Source organism: Embleya australiensis (genome assembly GCF_051903075.1).
Lineage (GTDB): Bacteria > Actinomycetota > Actinomycetes > Streptomycetales > Streptomycetaceae > Embleya.
The window spans coordinates 2,581,004-2,598,961 of sequence record NZ_CP182423.1 but is presented as its reverse complement, the minus strand read 5'-3'; the positions used below and the strand labels follow the sequence as shown (position 1 = coordinate 2,598,961).

Annotated in this window: 14 protein-coding genes; 5 read left to right on the top strand and 9 right to left on the bottom strand. The window is 73.0% G+C overall.

The window, feature by feature from the left end:
- Positions 1–128: 128 nt before the first annotated feature.
- Both ACMXN5_RS41600 and ACMXN5_RS41595 read left to right on the top strand, forming a co-directional pair.
- Positions 129–332 carry a DUF6229 family protein gene (locus ACMXN5_RS41600; protein ID WP_380007174.1) on the top strand — a complete coding sequence of 68 codons (204 nt, stop codon included), beginning with the start codon at positions 129–131 and terminating at the stop codon, positions 330–332.
- Positions 333–422: 90 nt separating this feature from the next.
- Positions 423–3,335 carry a type 2 lanthipeptide synthetase LanM family protein gene (locus tag ACMXN5_RS41595; RefSeq protein ID WP_439680063.1) on the top strand — a complete coding sequence of 971 codons (2,913 nt, stop codon included), beginning with the start codon at positions 423–425 and terminating at the stop codon, positions 3,333–3,335.
- Between the two features lie 28 nt (positions 3,336–3,363).
- Here ACMXN5_RS41595 and ACMXN5_RS41590 read toward each other — a convergent pair whose 3' ends face one another.
- The 3 genes from ACMXN5_RS41590 to ACMXN5_RS41580 all read right to left on the bottom strand — a co-directional run bounded on the left by ACMXN5_RS41590 (position 3,364) and on the right by ACMXN5_RS41580 (position 9,444).
- A complete protein-coding gene (locus ACMXN5_RS41590; RefSeq protein ID WP_395800537.1) occupies positions 3,364–5,253 on the bottom strand; it encodes an ABC transporter ATP-binding protein in 1,890 nt (629 codons plus the stop codon).
- 158 nt (positions 5,254–5,411) lie between these two features.
- Entirely contained in the window at positions 5,412–8,348 is a 2,937-nt protein-coding gene (locus tag ACMXN5_RS41585; RefSeq protein ID WP_439681396.1) for a helix-turn-helix transcriptional regulator, read from the bottom strand.
- A gap of 280 nt (positions 8,349–8,628) precedes the next feature.
- On the bottom strand, positions 8,629–9,444 hold the full coding sequence (locus ACMXN5_RS41580; RefSeq protein WP_395800557.1) for a chitosanase: 816 nt from the start codon (positions 9,442–9,444) through the stop codon (positions 8,629–8,631).
- A 749-nt stretch (positions 9,445–10,193) separates the two neighbouring features.
- On the opposite strand from ACMXN5_RS41580, the gene ACMXN5_RS41575 reads away from it, so the two are divergent.
- Positions 10,194–10,361 carry a hypothetical protein gene (locus ACMXN5_RS41575; protein ID WP_439680062.1) on the top strand — a complete coding sequence of 56 codons (168 nt, stop codon included), beginning with the start codon at positions 10,194–10,196 and terminating at the stop codon, positions 10,359–10,361.
- 127 nt (positions 10,362–10,488) lie between these two features.
- On the opposite strand, the gene ACMXN5_RS41570 is transcribed toward ACMXN5_RS41575, so the two are convergent.
- A complete protein-coding gene (locus ACMXN5_RS41570; protein WP_439680061.1) occupies positions 10,489–10,932 on the bottom strand; it encodes a hypothetical protein in 444 nt (147 codons plus the stop codon).
- A 332-nt stretch (positions 10,933–11,264) separates the two neighbouring features.
- On the opposite strand from ACMXN5_RS41570, the gene ACMXN5_RS41565 reads away from it, so the two are divergent.
- Positions 11,265–11,816: a hypothetical protein gene (locus ACMXN5_RS41565; protein ID WP_439680060.1), complete on the top strand. Its 552-nt coding sequence runs from the start codon at positions 11,265–11,267 to the stop codon at positions 11,814–11,816.
- Between the two features lie 33 nt (positions 11,817–11,849).
- On the opposite strand, the gene ACMXN5_RS41560 is transcribed toward ACMXN5_RS41565, so the two are convergent.
- The 4 genes from ACMXN5_RS41560 to ACMXN5_RS41545 all read right to left on the bottom strand — a co-directional run bounded on the left by ACMXN5_RS41560 (position 11,850) and on the right by ACMXN5_RS41545 (position 15,812).
- Positions 11,850–12,086: a hypothetical protein gene (locus tag ACMXN5_RS41560; RefSeq protein WP_439680059.1), complete on the bottom strand. Its 237-nt coding sequence runs from the start codon at positions 12,084–12,086 to the stop codon at positions 11,850–11,852.
- 235 nt (positions 12,087–12,321) lie between these two features.
- Entirely contained in the window at positions 12,322–13,416 is a 1,095-nt protein-coding gene (locus ACMXN5_RS41555) for a LuxR C-terminal-related transcriptional regulator (RefSeq protein WP_439680058.1), read from the bottom strand.
- A gap of 179 nt (positions 13,417–13,595) precedes the next feature.
- A complete protein-coding gene (locus ACMXN5_RS41550; RefSeq protein ID WP_439680057.1) occupies positions 13,596–14,588 on the bottom strand; it encodes a quinone oxidoreductase family protein in 993 nt (330 codons plus the stop codon).
- A gap of 102 nt (positions 14,589–14,690) precedes the next feature.
- Positions 14,691–15,812 carry a winged helix DNA-binding domain-containing protein gene (locus tag ACMXN5_RS41545; protein WP_439680056.1) on the bottom strand — a complete coding sequence of 374 codons (1,122 nt, stop codon included), beginning with the start codon at positions 15,810–15,812 and terminating at the stop codon, positions 14,691–14,693.
- Positions 15,813–16,115: 303 nt separating this feature from the next.
- On the opposite strand from ACMXN5_RS41545, the gene ACMXN5_RS41540 reads away from it, so the two are divergent.
- The gene (locus ACMXN5_RS41540; RefSeq protein ID WP_439680055.1) at positions 16,116–16,469 is read left to right on the top strand and encodes a VOC family protein; all 354 of its coding nucleotides are present in this window, start codon (positions 16,116–16,118) and stop codon (positions 16,467–16,469) included.
- 163 nt (positions 16,470–16,632) lie between these two features.
- Here ACMXN5_RS41540 and ACMXN5_RS41535 read toward each other — a convergent pair whose 3' ends face one another.
- Complete coding sequence (locus ACMXN5_RS41535) at positions 16,633–17,931, bottom strand: ROK family transcriptional regulator (RefSeq protein ID WP_439680053.1); 1,299 nt, start codon at positions 17,929–17,931, stop codon at positions 16,633–16,635.
- Positions 17,932–17,958: the final 27 nt, after the last annotated feature.

Here is a 17,958-nt window from a genome sequence, read left to right as displayed (position 1 = left end):
CGGAAGTCTGTCGCGGACGACATTCGGGCGCTAACGTGTGCCTGCCGCACTTCCCTCACCCAGGGTCGATGATCGTTGAACCCGGTGTACTCGCCGGTAATCATCGACATCGGCGGAAAGGTATCGTCATGCGTACCGCATCGAATGCCACGCGGAACACCGTCGTCGACGCCTGGCGCTCCGGCGCCGAAACGGCCGACGGCGTGGAGAACCCCGCCGGTTCGCTCTACATCGGCGGATCCGCCACGGAACAGGGCCTCACCGAGATCGACGTCGCGGCGATCAGCTGTGGCACCGCCTGTTCGTGGTCGCGCACCCGCGCCTGTTGTTGACCGAAGCTCTCCGGCTCGCCGTTCGGCGCCGATCGCACGTGCGATCGGCGTCGGGCGGCGGGTCCGTCTCGATGGGGTGGCGATCCGCAGATGGCGATTTTGGTCCGGCCGCGTCCCGTGGTGAGCTACGACGACGCGGGTGAGTTCGACACCGCGTTCGAGCCGCTGATCGGCCCCGCCCTGAACCGCTTCCGGCGCCGACTGCGCGCCGTGCCGGACCCGCTGTCCACCACCGAGCGGGAAATCCTGCTGCGCGCCGCCCGACGCGGCCTGTTGGACACCGTGCGCCCCAAGGCCAACCGGCTGCTCCTGCTGGAACTGCACGCCGCCCGGATGTCCGGTCGGCTCACCCGCGCGACCAGCGAGCAACGCTGGCAGGAATTCCTCGAACGCGCCGCCGAGCCCGCGTTTTGGAGCGAACTCGACGGCGACTACCCGGCCTTCGCACCGCGCCTGGACCGGGTGATCCGCAATCGGTGCACGGCCCTGCTCACCCTGGCCCGCCGCATCGCCGCCGATCGCGACCGGCTGACCGACCTGCTCGGCACGCGCCCCGGCGAACTCGTCGAGATCGGCACGGACGCGGGCGACTCGCACCGCGGCGGCCGTACCGTGGCCCTGCTCCGCTTCGAAGCCGGCCGCGCGGTGTACAAACCCCGCGCGCTCGCGGTCGACGTCGCCCTCGCCACCACCGTCGACACCCTCCTGGCCCACATCCCGCGCGAGGAACGCATCGCGGTCCCGCGGGTGTTGCTCGGCACGGACTACGGCTGGGCGGCACACGTCGAACACCGCTACTGCGCCGACGCCGCCGAACAGTCCCGCTTCTACCGCGGCCTCGGCGAGTGGATGTGCGTCGTACAACTCCTCGGCGGCACCGACCTGCACTCGGAGAACGTGATCGCCTGCGGCCCGGTCCCGTGGGTGGTGGACTGCGAGACGCTGTTCAGCCCCGAACCCCGGGTCGGCGCAAGCGGACTCGGCGACGCCTTCGACACCGCCGCCGCCTCCGTCCGGCGCACCGTGCTGCGCACCGGCCTGTTGCCGATGCGCCTGGGCCAACTCGCTCTGCAGGGCGTGGACATGTCCGCCGTCGGCGCCCTCCCCGACCAGCAACCGCGCGTCCCGGTACCGGTGATCAGTGGCGCCGGCACCGATCTGGCCCGGCTCACGATGGAGCCCGCCGACGTGGCCGGATCGGCCAACCTGCCCGCCCCCGACGCCGATCCGCTCGCCCACCAGGACGACATCGTGCACGGCTACCGCGACCTGCGCGCCCGCCTGGACGCACTCGACGCGGCCGGACGACTGCGGCCCATGCTCGACGTGTTCGCCGGATGCGAGCTGCGGGTGGTGTTGCGCCCCACCCAGGTCTACGTCGAGATCGCCCGGATGCTCTGGCATCCCGCATCGCTGCACGACGAGGGCCCGGCCGTCGAGCGCGCGCGGGATGTACTGATCCGCCAGGCGAAAGCGCTGCACGGCGCCCCCGACACGCCGGAGGTGGTCGGCGCCGAAGTCGCCGATCTCCTCGACGGCGACATCCCGTTCTTCGGCGTCCGGCCCGAGCGGGGGCGGATGACCGGACCGCGCGGTACCGAATGGGGCGATCCCGCACACCTGGTCGACGAGAGCGTCGCCCGCTGGCGGGCCGGGGACCCGGAGTTCGAGGAGGTGATGATCCGCTCCTCGCTGCTCGGCGTCTACCGCGACCGCAGCGCGATGCCCGAGGGGGAACGACACCGCGAGGTGACGGTACGACCCGACCGGCGGGAGGAACGCCGGCGTGCCCTCGCCGCCGAATCCGCGCGCGACCTGTGCGCCCGGGCCGTCGTCGGCGCGGACGGGACGGCCACCTGGATCGGGCCGGTGTACACCGACAGCGGCTTCAACGTACGCCCGTTCGCCGCCGACCTGTACAGCGGACAGGCCGGCGTCGCACTGGCCCTGCGGGCGTATCTGACCGAGTCCCGCGCGGGCCGGGTACCGGCCGTGGACGGGCTGCCGGCGCTGACCGAGGGGGCGATCCGGGCACTGGCGGCGATGGAGGACGCGGTACCCACCACCCGGGTCGGCGCGTTCGACGGGATCGGCGCGGCGGTCCGGACCTGGCTGGCCCTGCACACCGCGTCGGGCCGACCGACCGACCTGGAACGGGCGATCCGGCACGCCGAGCGCGCACCGGGCCTGTTGGCCGAGGACACCATCCTCGACCTCGCCGGCGGCGCCGCCGGGCTGATCGTGCCGATGCTCGCCCTGACCGACCGTACCGGTGACCGCCGTTGGCGCGACGTCGCCGAATCCGCCGCGGAACTGCTCGGGCGACGCGCCGTCGTCGAGGAGGACGCCCTCGGCCGACGCACCGCTCGCTGGCCGACCGTACTCTTTCCCGACGGCATCGGCGGCTTCGCGCACGGCGCCGCGGGCATCGCCTGGGCGCTGACCCGACTCGGACTTGCCGCGAACCAGCCGGAGTGGTTCGAACTCGCCGACCTGGCCTGGGCGTTCCAGGAGTCCCTGTACGACCCGAAGGTGCGCAGCTGGCTGGACGGCCGGCAGCGGGGCGAGGTCCTGTTCCTCGACTCCTGGTGCCACGGCAGCACCGGCATCGGCCTGGCCGGTTGGGACCTGTACGGGCGCACCGGCGCCCCCGAACACCTCGACCGGGCCCTGCGCGCGGCCGCCGCAACCTGGCGCACCGGCTTCGGCTGGGACTACACGCTGTGCCACGGCGACCTGGGCTCGTGGGAGCTCCTGGACACCCTCCTGCGCGGCGCCCCCGAACAGCTTCGCTCCCACCTGCCACAGGCCCCGACCCGGGCCCACCTCGACGCGCTCCTGCTGACCGGGCTCGAAACCTACGGCCCGCACACCACGTCCACCCGGCACACCACCACGGCATCCCTGCTCCCGGGCAGCGCAGGCGCCCTGCACCAACTCCTGCGCATGCACCCGACGAGCGCGGAGCGCCCGCCGTCACTGCTGCTTCTGGACGAACTCTGATTGGTGGTAAGGGCGTTGCCCCGGTCGGTCAATCCACGTAGGCCGATGCCTGGATGCGGTACAGGTCGGCGTATTCGCCGTTCTCGCGCATCAATTCTTCGTGGGTGCCGTGCTCGACCACCTCGCCGGCGCGCAACACGACGATCCGGTCGCACTCTCGAACCGACGCCAACCGGTGGCTGATCAGCACCACCGTACGACCGGCCGCGAGCCGGCGGATGTTGGCGTAGACCGCGTGCTCCGCGCGGGCGTCCAGGGCCGCGGTGGGCTCGTCGGCGATCAGCAGGCGGGCGTCCCGGTAGAAGCCGCGCGCGATCCCGATCCGCTGCCACTGGCCGCCGGACAGGTCCACCCCGGCGCGGAACTTCTTGGACAACAACGTGTCGTAGCCGTACGGGAGTCGCGAGATCAGGCCGTCCGCGTCCGCGTCCCGGGCCGCCCGGGTCAGCGCGGTCCCGTCCGCGTCCGGCCGATCGGCGCGCCCGAGCACGATGTTGCCGCGCGCCGTCAGCGGCCACCGGGTGGGCTGCTGCATCACCAGCGCCACCTGTTCGCGAACCCCCACCGGGTCGACCATGGCCAGATCGGTGCCGTCCCAGTGCACGGTGCCCTTGTCCGGCCGATGCAGCGCGGCCAACAGCAGGGCGAGCGTGGTCTTGCCGGACCCGTTCTCCCCGACCAGGGCCACCGTCTCGCCCCGGCGGATCACCAGATCGACCCCGCGCAGCGCCGGGCCGGCGCTGCCGGGATACGCGAAGTAGACGTCCCGTAACCGGATTTCGGCGAACCCGTCCGGCACCTCGCCGACCGCCGGCGGCCGGGCCCGGCCGGCCGCCTCGGCCAGGAAGGCGTGATAGTCGGTGATGTACAGGGACTTCTCGTAGAGCCGGTCCACCGCCACCATCAGCGTGGCCAGCGAACCGCTCGCGGTACGCACCGCCAACACCGCCGTACCGGCCACCGCGAGCGGCACGATCTCGGCGCGGACCAGCAGTCCGAGAGCCACATAGGTGGCCCCCAACGCCAGGCCGGACAACGTGCGCCCGACCACGCCCACCCGCACCTGGGCATAGCCCACCCGCACCTCGGCCTGCTCGACCAGCCGGGCCAGGCGCCGGAATTCGGTCAACAGCGCCTCCTCGGCGGTCCCGGCCCGCACCTCCGCCGCCGCCTCCCGGGCGGTGAGCAGATCGGCGAACAACCACAGACGCCGATACAGCGTCATGCGCTGGACCATGCCCTCGAACCCGATCCGGGCCGAGCGCAGCGCCGCCCACCCCTGCGGCGCGATCGACAGCGCCAACAGCGGCAGCAGTACCGGGTGCAGCCCGGTCACCACGCCGATGCCGACCAGCAAACCGACCAGGGCGCCGAGCAGTTCGACCGCGTGCGCGAGGGCCAGTTGGGCGTGGTCGATGCCGCGGTCGCGCGCCCGGGCGAGCGCGTCGTGCCAGTCGGCGTCGTCGAACGCGGCCAACTCGGCGCCGACCGCCGCCGCGTGCAGGCGCTCCTCGGCGACCCGACGGATCCCCGGCGACAGGCGGGCCTGGGTCGCCTGCACCACCGTCTCCAAGCCGGCGCGGGCCGAGGTCGCGACCACCACCGCGATCACCGCCGGCACCGCGTCGCCGACCCGGTCCGCCGCCGGCCCCGAGGCGAACAGCGCCGACAACGCCCGCGACGTGGCCAACAGGGCCAGTGCGGTGGCCACCCCGGCGGCGGCCTGGGCGCATACCAACACCACCGCCGCACGCCCACTGGCCGCCCACGCCAGGCGCCACACCTGCGCCAACGCGACCGGCAACCGGGTGACCATACGACCCAGTCCCGCGTTCGCCGCCTCCCCGTCGAAGGGCGTGTCGTAGCCCTCGCCCAACTCGTCGAACTCGCCCAACTCCGGTGGCACATGCCCCGCCATCCCGAACCCCTCCCGGCCGACAAGTGGGGTATGCCCGTGGCGGCGGCACACTACGGGTACCAAAGGGAGCGCACGGGTGGCCGGAGGGGCGCCCGGACCGTCCCGCAAAGCCCGCAACCGGGCATCCACCGCCGACACGCCGCCGGGCGGGCCGGCCCCTAGTCGGGGATCAACCCGCTGCGCCGCGCCAGGGCGACCGCCTCCGTGCGGCGGGAGGCGCCGACCTTGGCCATGATGTTGGACACGTGCACACTCGCGGTCTTGGCGCTGATGTACAGCTCCTCGCCGATCTGCCGATTGCTCAGCCCACGCGCCAGCAGCTCCAACACCTCACGCTCGCGCGCCGTCAGCGTCACCTCGTCGGCCGACGCCGCCGCCGCACCGGCCAGTCGCCCGCGCCGCACCATGGCGTCCACCGCGTCGCGCAGCGGTACCGCCCCCAGCCGCTCCGCGGTCTCCCGCACCCGCTGCGCCAGGGCGGTCGCCTCCTCCCGCCGGTCGGCGGCCACCAGGGCCTGGGCCAGCCGCAGTTCGCTGCGCGCCTGCTCGAACACGTTGCCGTAGCCGTACGCCTCGGCGGTCTTCTCCCACAGCGCGACGTCGACCTCGCCGCGCACCCGCGACCACTCGGCCTCGGCGCGCGACAACCAGGCGACGCTCTCGGGTCCGGTGCGCGGGAAGCGCCGATTGGGCCAGGACATCGTGGTGCGGGCCCGCTCGATGAACGGCTCCGCCCGCGCCACCTCCCGGGCCGCCGCCTCGCTGTCCCCCGCCGCCCGCAGCTCGGTCGCGGTGTCGCCGATCGCGGACAGGGCCAGGGCGGAGATCCGGATGCCCGCGTCGGGGTAGGGGTTGCGGTCCTCGGACAACGCGTCGAGCGCGCGCCGCGCCCACTCGGCCGCCGCCGTGGAATCGCCGCGCCAGGCCGCCTCGTCGGTGAGCACCAGGCTGCCGATCAGGGTGCTGATCCAGTTGAACGGGCGCTCCTCGAACAGGGCGCGGGCCCGCTCCGCGACGCCCGGCTCGCCCCGACCCAGCGGGACGTACAGCGCCGCCTCCGCGACGTGCCGAAACGCGGACGGCACCGTCTCGGGCACCACTTCGAGCGCCTCGTCCCAGCGGCCGAGGGTGTACAGGAGTTGGGCTCGCAGATACTGCATGTCCAGCGGGTAGGGCGAGGTGGATCTGGTGGTGCGGCGGGCCAGTTCCAGGCCCTCGTCCAGCCAGCCCAGGCTCTCCGCGAGTCGACCGGACTCGAAGCTGCCCATGGCCAGGTTGAACAGCGCCCGCAACTCGATCGCGGTGTTCCCCGACTTGTGCGCCAAGTCGCGTGCCTGGCTCAGCCGTTCGCGTCCCTCCATGGCCTGGCGGCTGCCCCATTCCAGCCCGGTCAGCGAGATGATCGCATCGGCGAGCGCATCGTCGGTGCCCAACTCCTCTGCCGCGGCCAGTAGTTGGTGGCCCAGTCGACGCGCGGTCTCGTCGTCGTTGAGGTAGTAGGCGGCCTGGATGTGGGTGGCCGCCGCCCACAACCACGTGCGCGAGGGCGGGTCGGCGGGGATCATCGCGAGCGCCTGGCTGCTGTACTCGAACGCGGCGTGGAGGTTGTCCACGTTCATCAGGCTGGAGGCGAGCGTGTAGCGCACGGTGACGGCGAGGTCGACGTCGGCGTTTTCGCCGACCCGGTCCAGCGCGCTGCGCGCGAACGCGACGGCCCGATGCGCCTCGCCGGCCCGCACGGCGGCGGCCGAGGCGCGCATCATCAGCGTCACGTCGTCGCTGTCCACCAGCTCGCGGGCATTCGGCACCGCGTCCCACACCTCGAGGGCCGCTTCGAGGCGGCGCATCTCCTCCGCCGGCGCGCCCATCCGGGCGGCGGAATCGGCGGCCTCGACGGAGGCGGTGAGCGCGCCGGGCAGGTCGTGACCGGCGCGGTAGTGGTGGGCGCGCTCGGCCGCACTGCCCGACCGCCGTCCCGGCTCGCCGAGCAGCCGGGCGAACACGGCGTGGATCCGGACCCGCTCGCCCGGAAGCAGGTCCTCGTACGCCGCCTCGCGGGTCAGCGCGTGCCGGAAGGCGTACGTATCGCCCTCGTCGGCGACCAGCAGGTGGCGCCCGACGGCCTCGCGCAGCGCGGTCTCCAACTCGTCGTCGGGCAGCTCGACGGCGTCCCGGAGCAGTCCGTGCTCGACCCGGCGCCCGGCCACGGCCGCGGTCCGGAGCACCCGTTGGGCCACGCTCGACATCTGCTCGATCCGGGTGAGCAGCACCTCGGCCAGGCCGCTGGGCACACCGCCGTCGATGTCGTCGGTGGCGGCCCGCAGTTCCTGTGCGTAGAAGGCGTTGCCCTCGGCGCGCTCGACGATGGCCCGGACGGTGTCCTCGGGCAGCGGGTCGGCGGCCAGGCCCCGGACGAGGCGGGCCACGTCGTCGTCGCCCATCGGCCGCAGGTCCAGTCGCCCGACGGACGGCAGGCGCACCAGTTCGGCGAGCAGCGGGCGCAGCGGGTGGCGGCGGTGCAGGTCGTCGGAGCGGTAGGACACGAGTACGGTCAGCCGCTGGTAGCCGGCCGCCCCCGGACGTTGCGGCAGGAGTCGGCTGAGCAGGAAGCGCAGCAGGTCGCGGGTGGACTGGTCGGCCCAGTGCACGTCCTCGATCACCAACAACACCGGCGCCTGCTCGGCCAGGTCCCCGAGCAGCCCGGCGACGTCCTCCAGGAGCCGCAGCCGCACCCCGGAGTCCGGCATCTCGCCGGCGTGCTCCTTGCCCCCGCCGGCCCGCAGCAGTCGCTCCACGGCCGGATGCGCGGCCAGCACGTCGGCATGGCGCTCGTCGGCCTCCAACCGCCGCAGCACCTCGACGAACGGCAGATAGGGCAGCCCGACGTCGCCGAGGTCCACGCAGTGCCCGGTCAACACGGTCATCCCGGCTCCGGACGCCCGAGCCGCCGCCTCCGCCAACAACCGCGTCTTGCCCACACCGGCGTCCCCGGCCACGAGCAGGGCACAGGGATCGCCGGCCCGCCCACGCCCCAGCGCCTCCTCGAGCCGAGCAACCTCCTCGCCCCGCCCCACCAAAGCCGCATCCCAACCCACATCCGTCACCGGCCCATCTTCACACGCCCCATCCACCACCGGCGGACCCGTATCCCGGCGCGACTCGCCCGAGGAGGTGGCGGGGCTCGGTCGGCGCACCGGTGGTGGTGGCCGAGCGTCATCGACAACCCAATGGTTGTGCGCTTGGCGCGGTATGCGGCCACCGCGTGGACGAGCCTCGGGCGTGCGGAAGGCCGCCGCGGGAGGGCGGCGGCCTTGCGGTGCATGGGAAGGGCGGGGGTCCCGGATCGGGGGGATCCGGGACCGCCGCGGGTCGGGGTCAGCTCTTGATCGAGTAGCTGTCCCCGTAGACCTTCCAGTTCAGGGGCGGGTTGAGGTCGAGGTTGCCGGCCTTGAGGAAGACGCGCTGTTCGGTGTCGACCCGGCTGGTGTCGCTGTGCGCGTCCTCGTGCTTCATGGCGACCTTGCGGGCGTCGAGGAAGGCGTTGAGGTAGGTGGTCTCGTTGCCGCCCTGGGCCGGCGGCTTGGCCTTCTTCAGGGCGTTGGCGCGGATCGAGCTGAAGCTGTCCCGGTCGCCACCGTCGCCGTGCATGACGATGGCGTCGTAGTACATGAACTGGCCCAGCGCGCCCAGGCCGTCCGACTTGCCGCGGTTGACCGCCGGGTTGAAGTACACCCGGTCCCGTTCGTCGTCCTGCGCCTTGCGGAAGTCGGGGTCGCCCGCGGCGGTGGCCCAGGCCTTCTCGAAGGAACTGCCCAGCCCGGAATGCGAGTCCGAGCCGTTGACCTTGCGCAGCGCGGGCAGGAACTTGGCCAGCACGTTGTTGGGTTTGCGCGCGGTGTACAGCTCGACCAGGTCGAGCATGTCGCCCGTGCCGGAACAGAAGCCGATGATGCCGGCCGTGTAACCGCGGCCGTCGTCGATGTCCTCGATGTACTTGTACTGCGCCTTCCAATCCAGAGAGGAGTTCTCCGCGCTGGACACCAGTTGCATCGCGATGTCCTTCTTGTGCGGGTCGTCCAGGTCGACGCGCGCGGCGGCCGTGGCCGAGGCGGTCGAACCCGACGATGCCGCGCCGGTGGTCGCCGCGTGGGCCAGCGGCCCGGGTACGGCGATCAGCAGGCCGGTGGCCACAAGCAGGGTCAGGCGCTTGCGGCTGCGTCCGAGTTGAGCGTGCACGTGCGTCTCCGTTCCGGCCGATGACGGCCATGTTCGGGGGGCTTGGCGTGCCGGCTGGAATCCTTTGTTAGGAAAGTTTCCTAACTAGGACGAGTCACATTGAAGCACTGCGGGGTTCCGTCGCCAAGGGGTAGAGCCCATCTCGGCCAAACTCGCCCACCACGATTCACCGTCCCGTCACCAGGATTTGATGATCCATCAGGTGTTCGGCAGGCCCGGCACGCCGACGTCGACCGCGACGTCGCCGCACCCCGACCGCTCGCACACCGTGATCCAACCCCCGCGCCCGCGGGAGCCGATGGTGTCGGGGACCGGCACCCGGGGAAGTCGACACGTGCCAGGGGTGTTTCGGACAGCCGCTCGGACAACCCCGGACGGACCTCCGCCGGTCCCGGGCCGCTCCTGCGGTGAGATTCTCGGCCACGGACGCGCGCGGACTCCCCGCCCCGCTCTCGGATTTCGGGGCGGCGGGGACCACCGGTCGGATTCGCCGACGGATTCGGGAACCGATCAGGGTCGGCGCGCGTGAATGTAGTGGACGTCACCAGGCCGCCCCACCTCCTGTGCGAGCCGGTGAATCAGGCCGAACCGGCCCATTCCGGACAGGGCTTGGTCGTCTTGCCCTGAATGGGTTGGGATGCCGTTTGCCAATCGATTGGGCTTCTGTGGCAGCCAACCACATCGTCACGTGGCAGCATCGGGGGATGGACGAGCATCAGCGACAGCCCGAGGCCGAGCCCGAGTGGCTCGACAACGACGACTTCGAGCGACTCCTGGCCGAGGTTCTGCCGGAGCTGGAGCCCGCGTTGCCGCCGGGCCGAGGCAAGCGGATCTACGAGCGCGCCGCCCACGGGGACTCCGCGGCCGGGTGAACCGACCCGCGTGACCCCACTCGAATCGATCCATGTCGCCCAGCGCGAGCGCAAGTTGGCACAGACCCTCGCGACGCCCCGGCCGCCCATCGGCCGGGGCGTCGCCCCGTTGTCGCTTGTCGGGTGATCAACCGCCCACGGTGATCGGGAGTTCACCGTATCCACGCAACAGCAGGCGGTCGTCCCGAACCGCGCCCGGCGCCTGGGCCGACGCGGGAAAGCGGGCCAGGAATCGTGGGAAGGCCACCGTCGCCTCCAGTCGAGCGAGCATGGCGGTCGCGCGCATCCGGGTGTGCGCGGGCTGGTTGGCCTGCAGGATCGAGCGGCCGAACAGTTCCAGCGACGGCGGTTCGGGATGATAGCCGAACATCGTGGCGTTCAGCTCGGGATCGACCACGCCGAAGTCCCGGTCGCGCAGCACGCGGTCGACGGCGGCGTACCCGGTGACCAGGACGAGCGTGTCGCTCACCCGCGCCACCGGGCCCAGCCGGTGGGCCTGTTCGTACAGCGGATAAGGATTCGCCCGGGCCTCGGGTGTGTCGAGCAGTTCGACGATCGCGGTCGCGTCCACGTGGTTGCCTCTCGTCCCCGTCCGACGGTCGGCCCGGACAATCGGCGCCGGCCACCTGTCACACCGGCAACCTTCGCCACGGCTTGCGGAGTTCCCCGGTCCGGGTCTGCGGCTCACAAGCGGCGCGCGACGGCCCCGTACACCCCGACGATGGCCGCGCCCCGTCGCGCAAATCGTGCGGCTCGCGCAAGGAGGCCATCGTCGATACGCGGGAGCAGGCGGGCGACCCGCCAGGGTTCAATACACTGTGTGATGTCCCGGTTGCTGTATGTGAGATTCCGGGTGACCGTTGATGGGCACTCCCCGTTTCCTTATGGAAGGGTCCATCAGTCATGCGCAACACCCGGATCGTCGCCGCCGCCACCGGCTTGTCTCTCCTCATGGGTGCCGGGGCGGCGGTGGCCGTCACCGAGGTCGGCACCGCCTCGGCGACACCGCGCACCGTCGCCGCGGCTCCCGTGGCCGTGCCGGACGCGGCGACCCAGCTGATCGACCAGCTGGGCGCGGTCGGTGCGGTGACCAAGGCGGTCGGCGACCTGGTCGCGGCGGCCACGGCCGTCCCGCCCGACGTGGCCAAGGTCAACGACGCGGTCGCCTCCCTGGAGGCCCTGGCCAAGGCGCTGCTGGACAAGCTCCCGGCCACCCCCGTCGCCCCTCCGGCACGCGCGGGGTCGTCGGCCGTGCCGCTGTCGCCGGCCGACGCGGTGGCCGCGCTGCTCAAGGACGGCCAGGACCTGCTCAAGGCGGTTCAGGCGCTCGTCGCGGTTCCCCCGGGCTCTCCGAACCCCGACGTGCCGGCCGTGGTCACCAACATCGCCAAGGACCTCCTCGGCCTGGTCACGAGCGTGACGACCGCGCTCGCGGGCGTCGCGCCCCCGGCGTAGTCGGCGCTCGCGGCCCGGGTCGCGGCACCACCCTCACGACGGGGCCCGGTCGATCACCGACCGGGCCCCGTCGGCCGTGCCGGGGCCCGGCCCCACCGCGAACAGCGCCATCAGTACCGCGGGCGACGCCGCGGCGCCGAGCCCGGAGGAGAGCCGGAAGCGGGACAGTGCGCGGCCGAGGCGATGGGCGGGCGTGGTGGCCACGAAGATGCCGGCGGACCGGGCCGGCGACGCGTGCAGGTGGGAGACCGGCACCGCGGGCAGCGCCACTCCAGGACGTTGAAGCAGAACGCGTACGGGAGGTTGGCCACGTCGAGCGCGGTGATCCACGATCCCCCGGCGGCCCGCGACTTCGGCTCGCTCGGCCCGGAGGTGTCCCGTTCCCCGGACCGCCCGTCGCGGTCACCCGCAGCGAGCGGACCAGGAACGCGGCGACGGCGTAGCCGATACCGGTCACCGCCACGAGCATCCGCAGCGCCCCGTACCCCCGGCCATCGCCACCGGGTCAGCTCGCCGTGCGGACCCGGTGTACCGCCGGCGCGGTGGCCGGGGCCACGTATTCGGTGAAGAGTTTGGCGACCAGTTCGCCTCGGCTGGCGACGCCGACCTTGCCCAGCACGGACTTGATGTGGTCGCGCACGGTGTGCGTGGAGATGTGCAGCCGGCGGGCGATCTCGTCGGTGGCCAGGCCGCTCGTGACCAGCCGGGTGATCTCCGTCTCGCGCGCGGTCAGTTCGAACGTCTCGACGATGATCGTGGACACCTCGGACGCCGGGGCCGCCTCGATCATCACCACGGTGAACGCGTCGTCGCCGCTCAGCCGGGACGCGTGGCACACCAGCCAGCGCCCGGCCCGGGTACGCACCCGGACCCGGCCGGTCCCGGCGGCGGCCAGGGTGGCGATCCAGATCGGTGTCATCGGCGCCGTGGGGTCGCCCGGCTCGCCGGTCACGCTCGCGATCCGGGCGCGGGCCTGTTCGTTGGCCGAGACCAGGCGCCCGGCGCGGTCGAAGAGCAGTACGCCGGTGGCCTCTCCCGCCTCGGCGACCGCGTCGGCCGAGACCTCCGCCGGCCGCAGGAACCCGCGCAGCCGCCCGGCGAGCGGCGCGGACAGGCCGGCGACCAGTTCGGTGTCGGCGGCGGTGAAGGCGGGCCGGTCCCGGTCGCGGAACAGGCTCACGCTGCCCCACGGCCGCCCGCCCACCCGCAACACCGCGCGCAGTTCGTCGCCGAAACGACGCGGGCGCAGGTACGCGTCGTAGAGGGGGCCGAGTTCGGGCCGATCGCCGGTGCTCTCCCGCAGCGCGGCCGCCGGGACGCGGGCGTCGACCAGGTCCCGGAACGCGTTGACCGTGTCCGGGTCCGACTCGCTGGTCCAGAACGCGGCGCAGCCCTCCTCGTCCAGGTTCTCCACCCGGATCGGCGCGGCGATCAGCCCGGTGAGCGGATCGGTGGCGCGCCACACGGCGGCGTCGAAGGGCACCAGGCGGCGCAGCCGGGTGGACGCGCCGGCGAACAACGCGAGCGCGTCCGGCGCGTCGGCGGCGCGGGCGAGCAGCTCGTCGCGCTTCCAGGCGTCGGTGTCGGGTCGGCGGGTCATGGGGGTCCGTCCTGATCGGGGGCGGGTCGGGACTGGTCGGGACGGGGCCGGGAGCTGGTCGGGGCCGGTCGGGGGTTGGTCGGGCTGGTCGGGTTGGTCGGGTTGGTCGGGTTGGTCGGGTTGGTCGGGTTGGTCGGGTCGAAGGCTTTCGGATCCGGTTTTCGGGTTCGGTTTCGGATTCAGTCAACCTCCGGGATCAGCAGAAGCTTCCCGGTCGTTCGGCGGCTCTCCAGGTCCTCGTGTGCTCGGCGGGCCTCGGCCAGCGGGTACCGGCCGCCCAGGTGCGGGCGCAGCGTGCCGTCCCCGGTGCGGGCGAACACGTCGCGGGCGCGCAGCAGGAGCTCGTCCCGGTCGCGGATGTAGTCGGCGATCCCCGGTCGGGTCAGGTGCAGCGACCCGCCGGCGAGCAGTCGGCCGGTGTCGAAGTCGCGGACCGGGCCGCTGATCCCGCCGAGCAGCACCATCGTGCCGCGCGGACGCAGGCTCGCCAGGCCGGCGTCGAAGGTGGCCGCGCCGACGCCGTCGTAGACCGCGTCCACGCCCTGCCCGGCGGTCGCCTCGCGGACCCGGTCGGCGAATCCGGCGTAGTCGAGCACGAGGGCGGCGCCTGCGGCACGGGCCCGGGCGTGCTTGTCGGGTCCGGAGACGGTGGCGATCACGCGGGCGCCGCGGGCGACGGCGTACTGGGTGAGCAGGCCGCCCAGACCGCCGGCGGCGGCGTGTACCAGGACGGTGTCGCCGGGGCGGATCCGGTAGGCGTCGTGGGTGAGGTAGTGCGCGGTCATCCCGTGCATCAGGACCGAGGCGGCGGATTCCGCGTCGAGGCGGGGCGGGATCGGTACCAGGCGGTCGGCGCGGACCACGGCGCGCTGCGCGTAGGCGCCGTACGCGGTGGTCACCGAGCCGTCCATGGCCCAGGCGACCCGGTCGCCGACGGCGACGCCGGCCACGTCCGGGCCGGTTTCCAGGACGGTGCCGGCGCCCTCGACACCGGGGACGAACGGAGTGGGTACGGCGAACACGCCGCGGCGCTGGCTGATGTCGATGTAGTTGATCCCGCTCGCGGCGACCGCCACCAGGACCCGGCCCCGGGTGGGCCGCGGCGTGGGATGGGTGTCGACGGTGCTCAGCACCTCGGGTCCGCCGTGGCGGGTGGCGATGACGGCCTGCATGCTGCGCGCTCCTCGGGTGGGCGGATTCCGACCCGATCGATCGTGCGCGGCGGGTGGGCGGGTGCCCATCCCCCAGGTGGGGGATGGGCAGCGCCCTCGTGATCACCCCTGGGGCACGATCTCGACGTCGCGGGCGGCGGAGTCGGCCGGCGCGGCGAACGTGCACAGCCGGGCCGCCTCGGCCATGACCGCGTCGGTGGTTTCGGCGGACAGCGGGGTGAAGGGGGTCAGGCGCAGGCCGGTGGGGTGTACGGACCAGGTACCGGCAATGAACCCGTCGACGAGAAACGTGGGCAGCACGAGCGAGTTGCCCGGCAGGACCCGGCGGCGGTACTCGTCGGGCAGGATCCGGGTCCGGTCGGCGTGGCCGAGTACGGCGTTGTCGAAGGCGGGCAGGAACCGGACCGGGGCGGGGGCGTCCTCGGCGGCCAGTTCGGCGTCGGGGAGGTCGTACAGGTCGCGCCCGTCCGCGTCGCGCAAAACCCGCAGCGGCATGGCCTCGATCACCGCGCGCAGCCGCTTGAGCCCGGACCAGGCCTGTACGTCCGCCACACTCGCCGGGCCGAACGCGGCCAGGTAGCGCTCGACCAGCTCGCGGATGTCACGGGTGGGGTCCATCGCCCGCCCGGTCCAGACCGGCGCCAGGGCCATCGGCACCGACGGCCGGTTGCCCCAGCCGCCCCACACGCCGTTGGGCGTCGGGTGCACGATGGGCAACATGCGCTGGACCGCCGCCGCGAGCACATATCCGGAACGACCGGGATACCGCTCACCCAGGAGCCGGCCGAGTTCGCGCCGGGCGAGCTGCCCGTCGGCGAGCAACTTACGTCCCGTGGCGGCGAGTTCGTCGGGTTCGAGGCCGCGCGTCTCGGCGGCGTAGTAGCTCGCGCGCAGCTCGGTCCCGGGCGCGGGTTGGAAGTGCGGTCGGATCCAGGCGTAGTCCTCGGCGGCGGCGAGGTGCTGGGTGCCGCGCAGGAGCGGGCCGCGGACCACGTCCTTGTCCGTGTACAGGTCGGTCAACTCCGCGTGCCGAAACTCCGCGATGCGCGACCACAGGCCGACATAAGGCCAGTTCGGCTCCTGCGCCTGCATGGCGACCAGGTGCCGGACAACCTGCGCGGCGGGCCGGCGGGTGCGCGCGGCGAGCATCTGACGGGCGATCAGCGTCCGGTTGAGCACGCGGCGGGACACCGGGAGGTGGGGTACGCGGGAAGGGGACTCCATGGTCACAAGCATGTACGGGAATGCGGCAGACTCCCTTCCGCATTCCCACCCGGGTGGGGCCGTCGACGGGGTCAGCGGGCCGGGAACACGTTGTCGCGAAAGGCGCCCGTCATGCAACGGACCGCCGCCGGCGTGCGGGGGGTCCCCTGGCGTGGTCTAGCCGCGATCACTTCTCGCGACTTGCTGCCACGACATCCCGCTGCTCACCGCTCTCGCGGGACACGATCCGCACACCGGACCGGCGGTCGACGGCATTCACCCCCAGCCCTGGCAGCCGGCCAGCCCTGTTTTATGCTCACGCCCATGGCACTCGAATGGGAACAGATCATCGTCGACTCCTCCGACCCCGTCGCCCTCGGGCGCTGGTGGGCCGAGGCTCTCGGCTGGGTGGTGGTCGACGAATCCGAGGAGATCATCGAGATCCGGCCCGAACCGGACCGGATGCCGGGGCTGCTCTTCGTGCCTGTCCCCGAGGGCAAGACATCGAAAAACCGGCTCCACCCCGACTTCCGCCCCGACGACCAGGAAGCCGAGGTCGCCCGGCTGCTCTCCCTCGGCGCCCGGCGCGCCGACGCCGTGCAGAACGAACAGCACTGGGTGACCCTCCTCGACCCGGAGGGCAACGAATTCTGTGTCCTGGGTGAGCGGAAGAGCTGAGCGAGGATCGGGCAGCCGCAGCATGCGGCAAGCACTGTCGATGGCGGCATCGGCGGCCTGCTCCGGGGCCGGGTTCGATCTCGGCCCGGGCCGGCTCGACGGCATCCGCGGTCATGGCCCGGCCCACAAGCCCACGGCGAGGCGTTCGGCGGTGTCGGCGGGGTCAGGGGGCCTGGGGGGTCAGGTGTGGGACCTGGGTCGGGGTGTTCAAGGTGGTTTCTCGGCTGGTTTGTAGCGCGCCCCTCAGGGTGGCTTCCTCGGACAGCTTGCCCGCCGTGATGGTGGGTTCCAGGTGGGGGGCCACTGCGCGGCGGCCGGACAGGGTGGTGTCGATGCCGTTGGTAAGCCAGGGGTACCAGGTGGCCAGGTAGCCGCCGAGGATTACCTCGGCCGGGTCGACCAGGCCGGTGATGGCCAGTACCGCGGCGCCGACCGCGCGGCCGGCGGCGGTGAGGGCTTCGGTTGCGGTCGGGTCGCCGGCTCGTAGGCGGTGGTCGAGTTCGGTCAGGGCCGCGTCGACGCCCTCGTGTGTGGCGATGTCGGCGAGGCCGGCGGCCGCGGTGAGGGGTTCGGGGCCGACGTACATGGCCAGGCAGCCGTGTGCGCCGCAGGGGCAGTCGGGGCCGTCGAAGGCGAGGGGGATGTGGCCCACCTCGCCGGCCAGGCCGTGTGTGCCGGTGTGGATTCGGCCGCCCACCACCAGGCCGCCGCCGACGCCGGTGTCGGCCTTGATGTACACGACGGCGTGCGGTAGTTCGCCGCCCTGTTCGGCGCGGGCGTGGTACTCGGCCAGGGCCGCCACGTTCGCGTCGTTGACCAGGTCCACCGGGCAGGCCAGGTCCGGCAGGTGCGCCGTCACCAGCGCCCGCAGATCGGTCCTGGCCCAGCCGAAGTCGATCGCGGCGGCGACGGTGTGGCCGGGCCCGGTGATCGGCCCGGCCATGGCGATCACGACCCGCGCGAGGTGTGCGTCGGGCCGTGTGCGGACCACCTCCTCGGCGCGGCGGATGGCGTCGGCGAGTACGGCGGCCAGCGGCTCGGGGTCGCCGAACGGCGCGTGGTGCGGGACGGACGCGCGGTGCACCACCTCGCCGGCCAGGTCGGCCGCCAGCACCTCGACCCGCTCCAGGGTCACCTGTACCGCGATCGCCACCACCCGCCCCGGCACCAGGCGCAACAGCCGACGCGGCCGACCCCGTCCACCGGAGGAGGCCGAGCCGACCTCGGCCACCAGGCCGCGCCCGATCAGTTCGGCGGCCAGCGCGGTGACCGACGCGTGGACCAGGCCGGTGGCCGCCGCGACCTCGGTCCGCGCGCAGGGCCCGTGGGCGGCGATCTCGCGCAGGACCAGCGCCAGGTTGTGACGCCGCACGGCGGCGGTGTCGGTGGGGCTGGGACTGGGACTGCGGCGGAGGCCGGAGTCGGGCCCCGGCCCCGGGTCGGGCGTTGCGGCGGTATTCACGTCGTCGATTGTGCCCTGGCTTCCCCC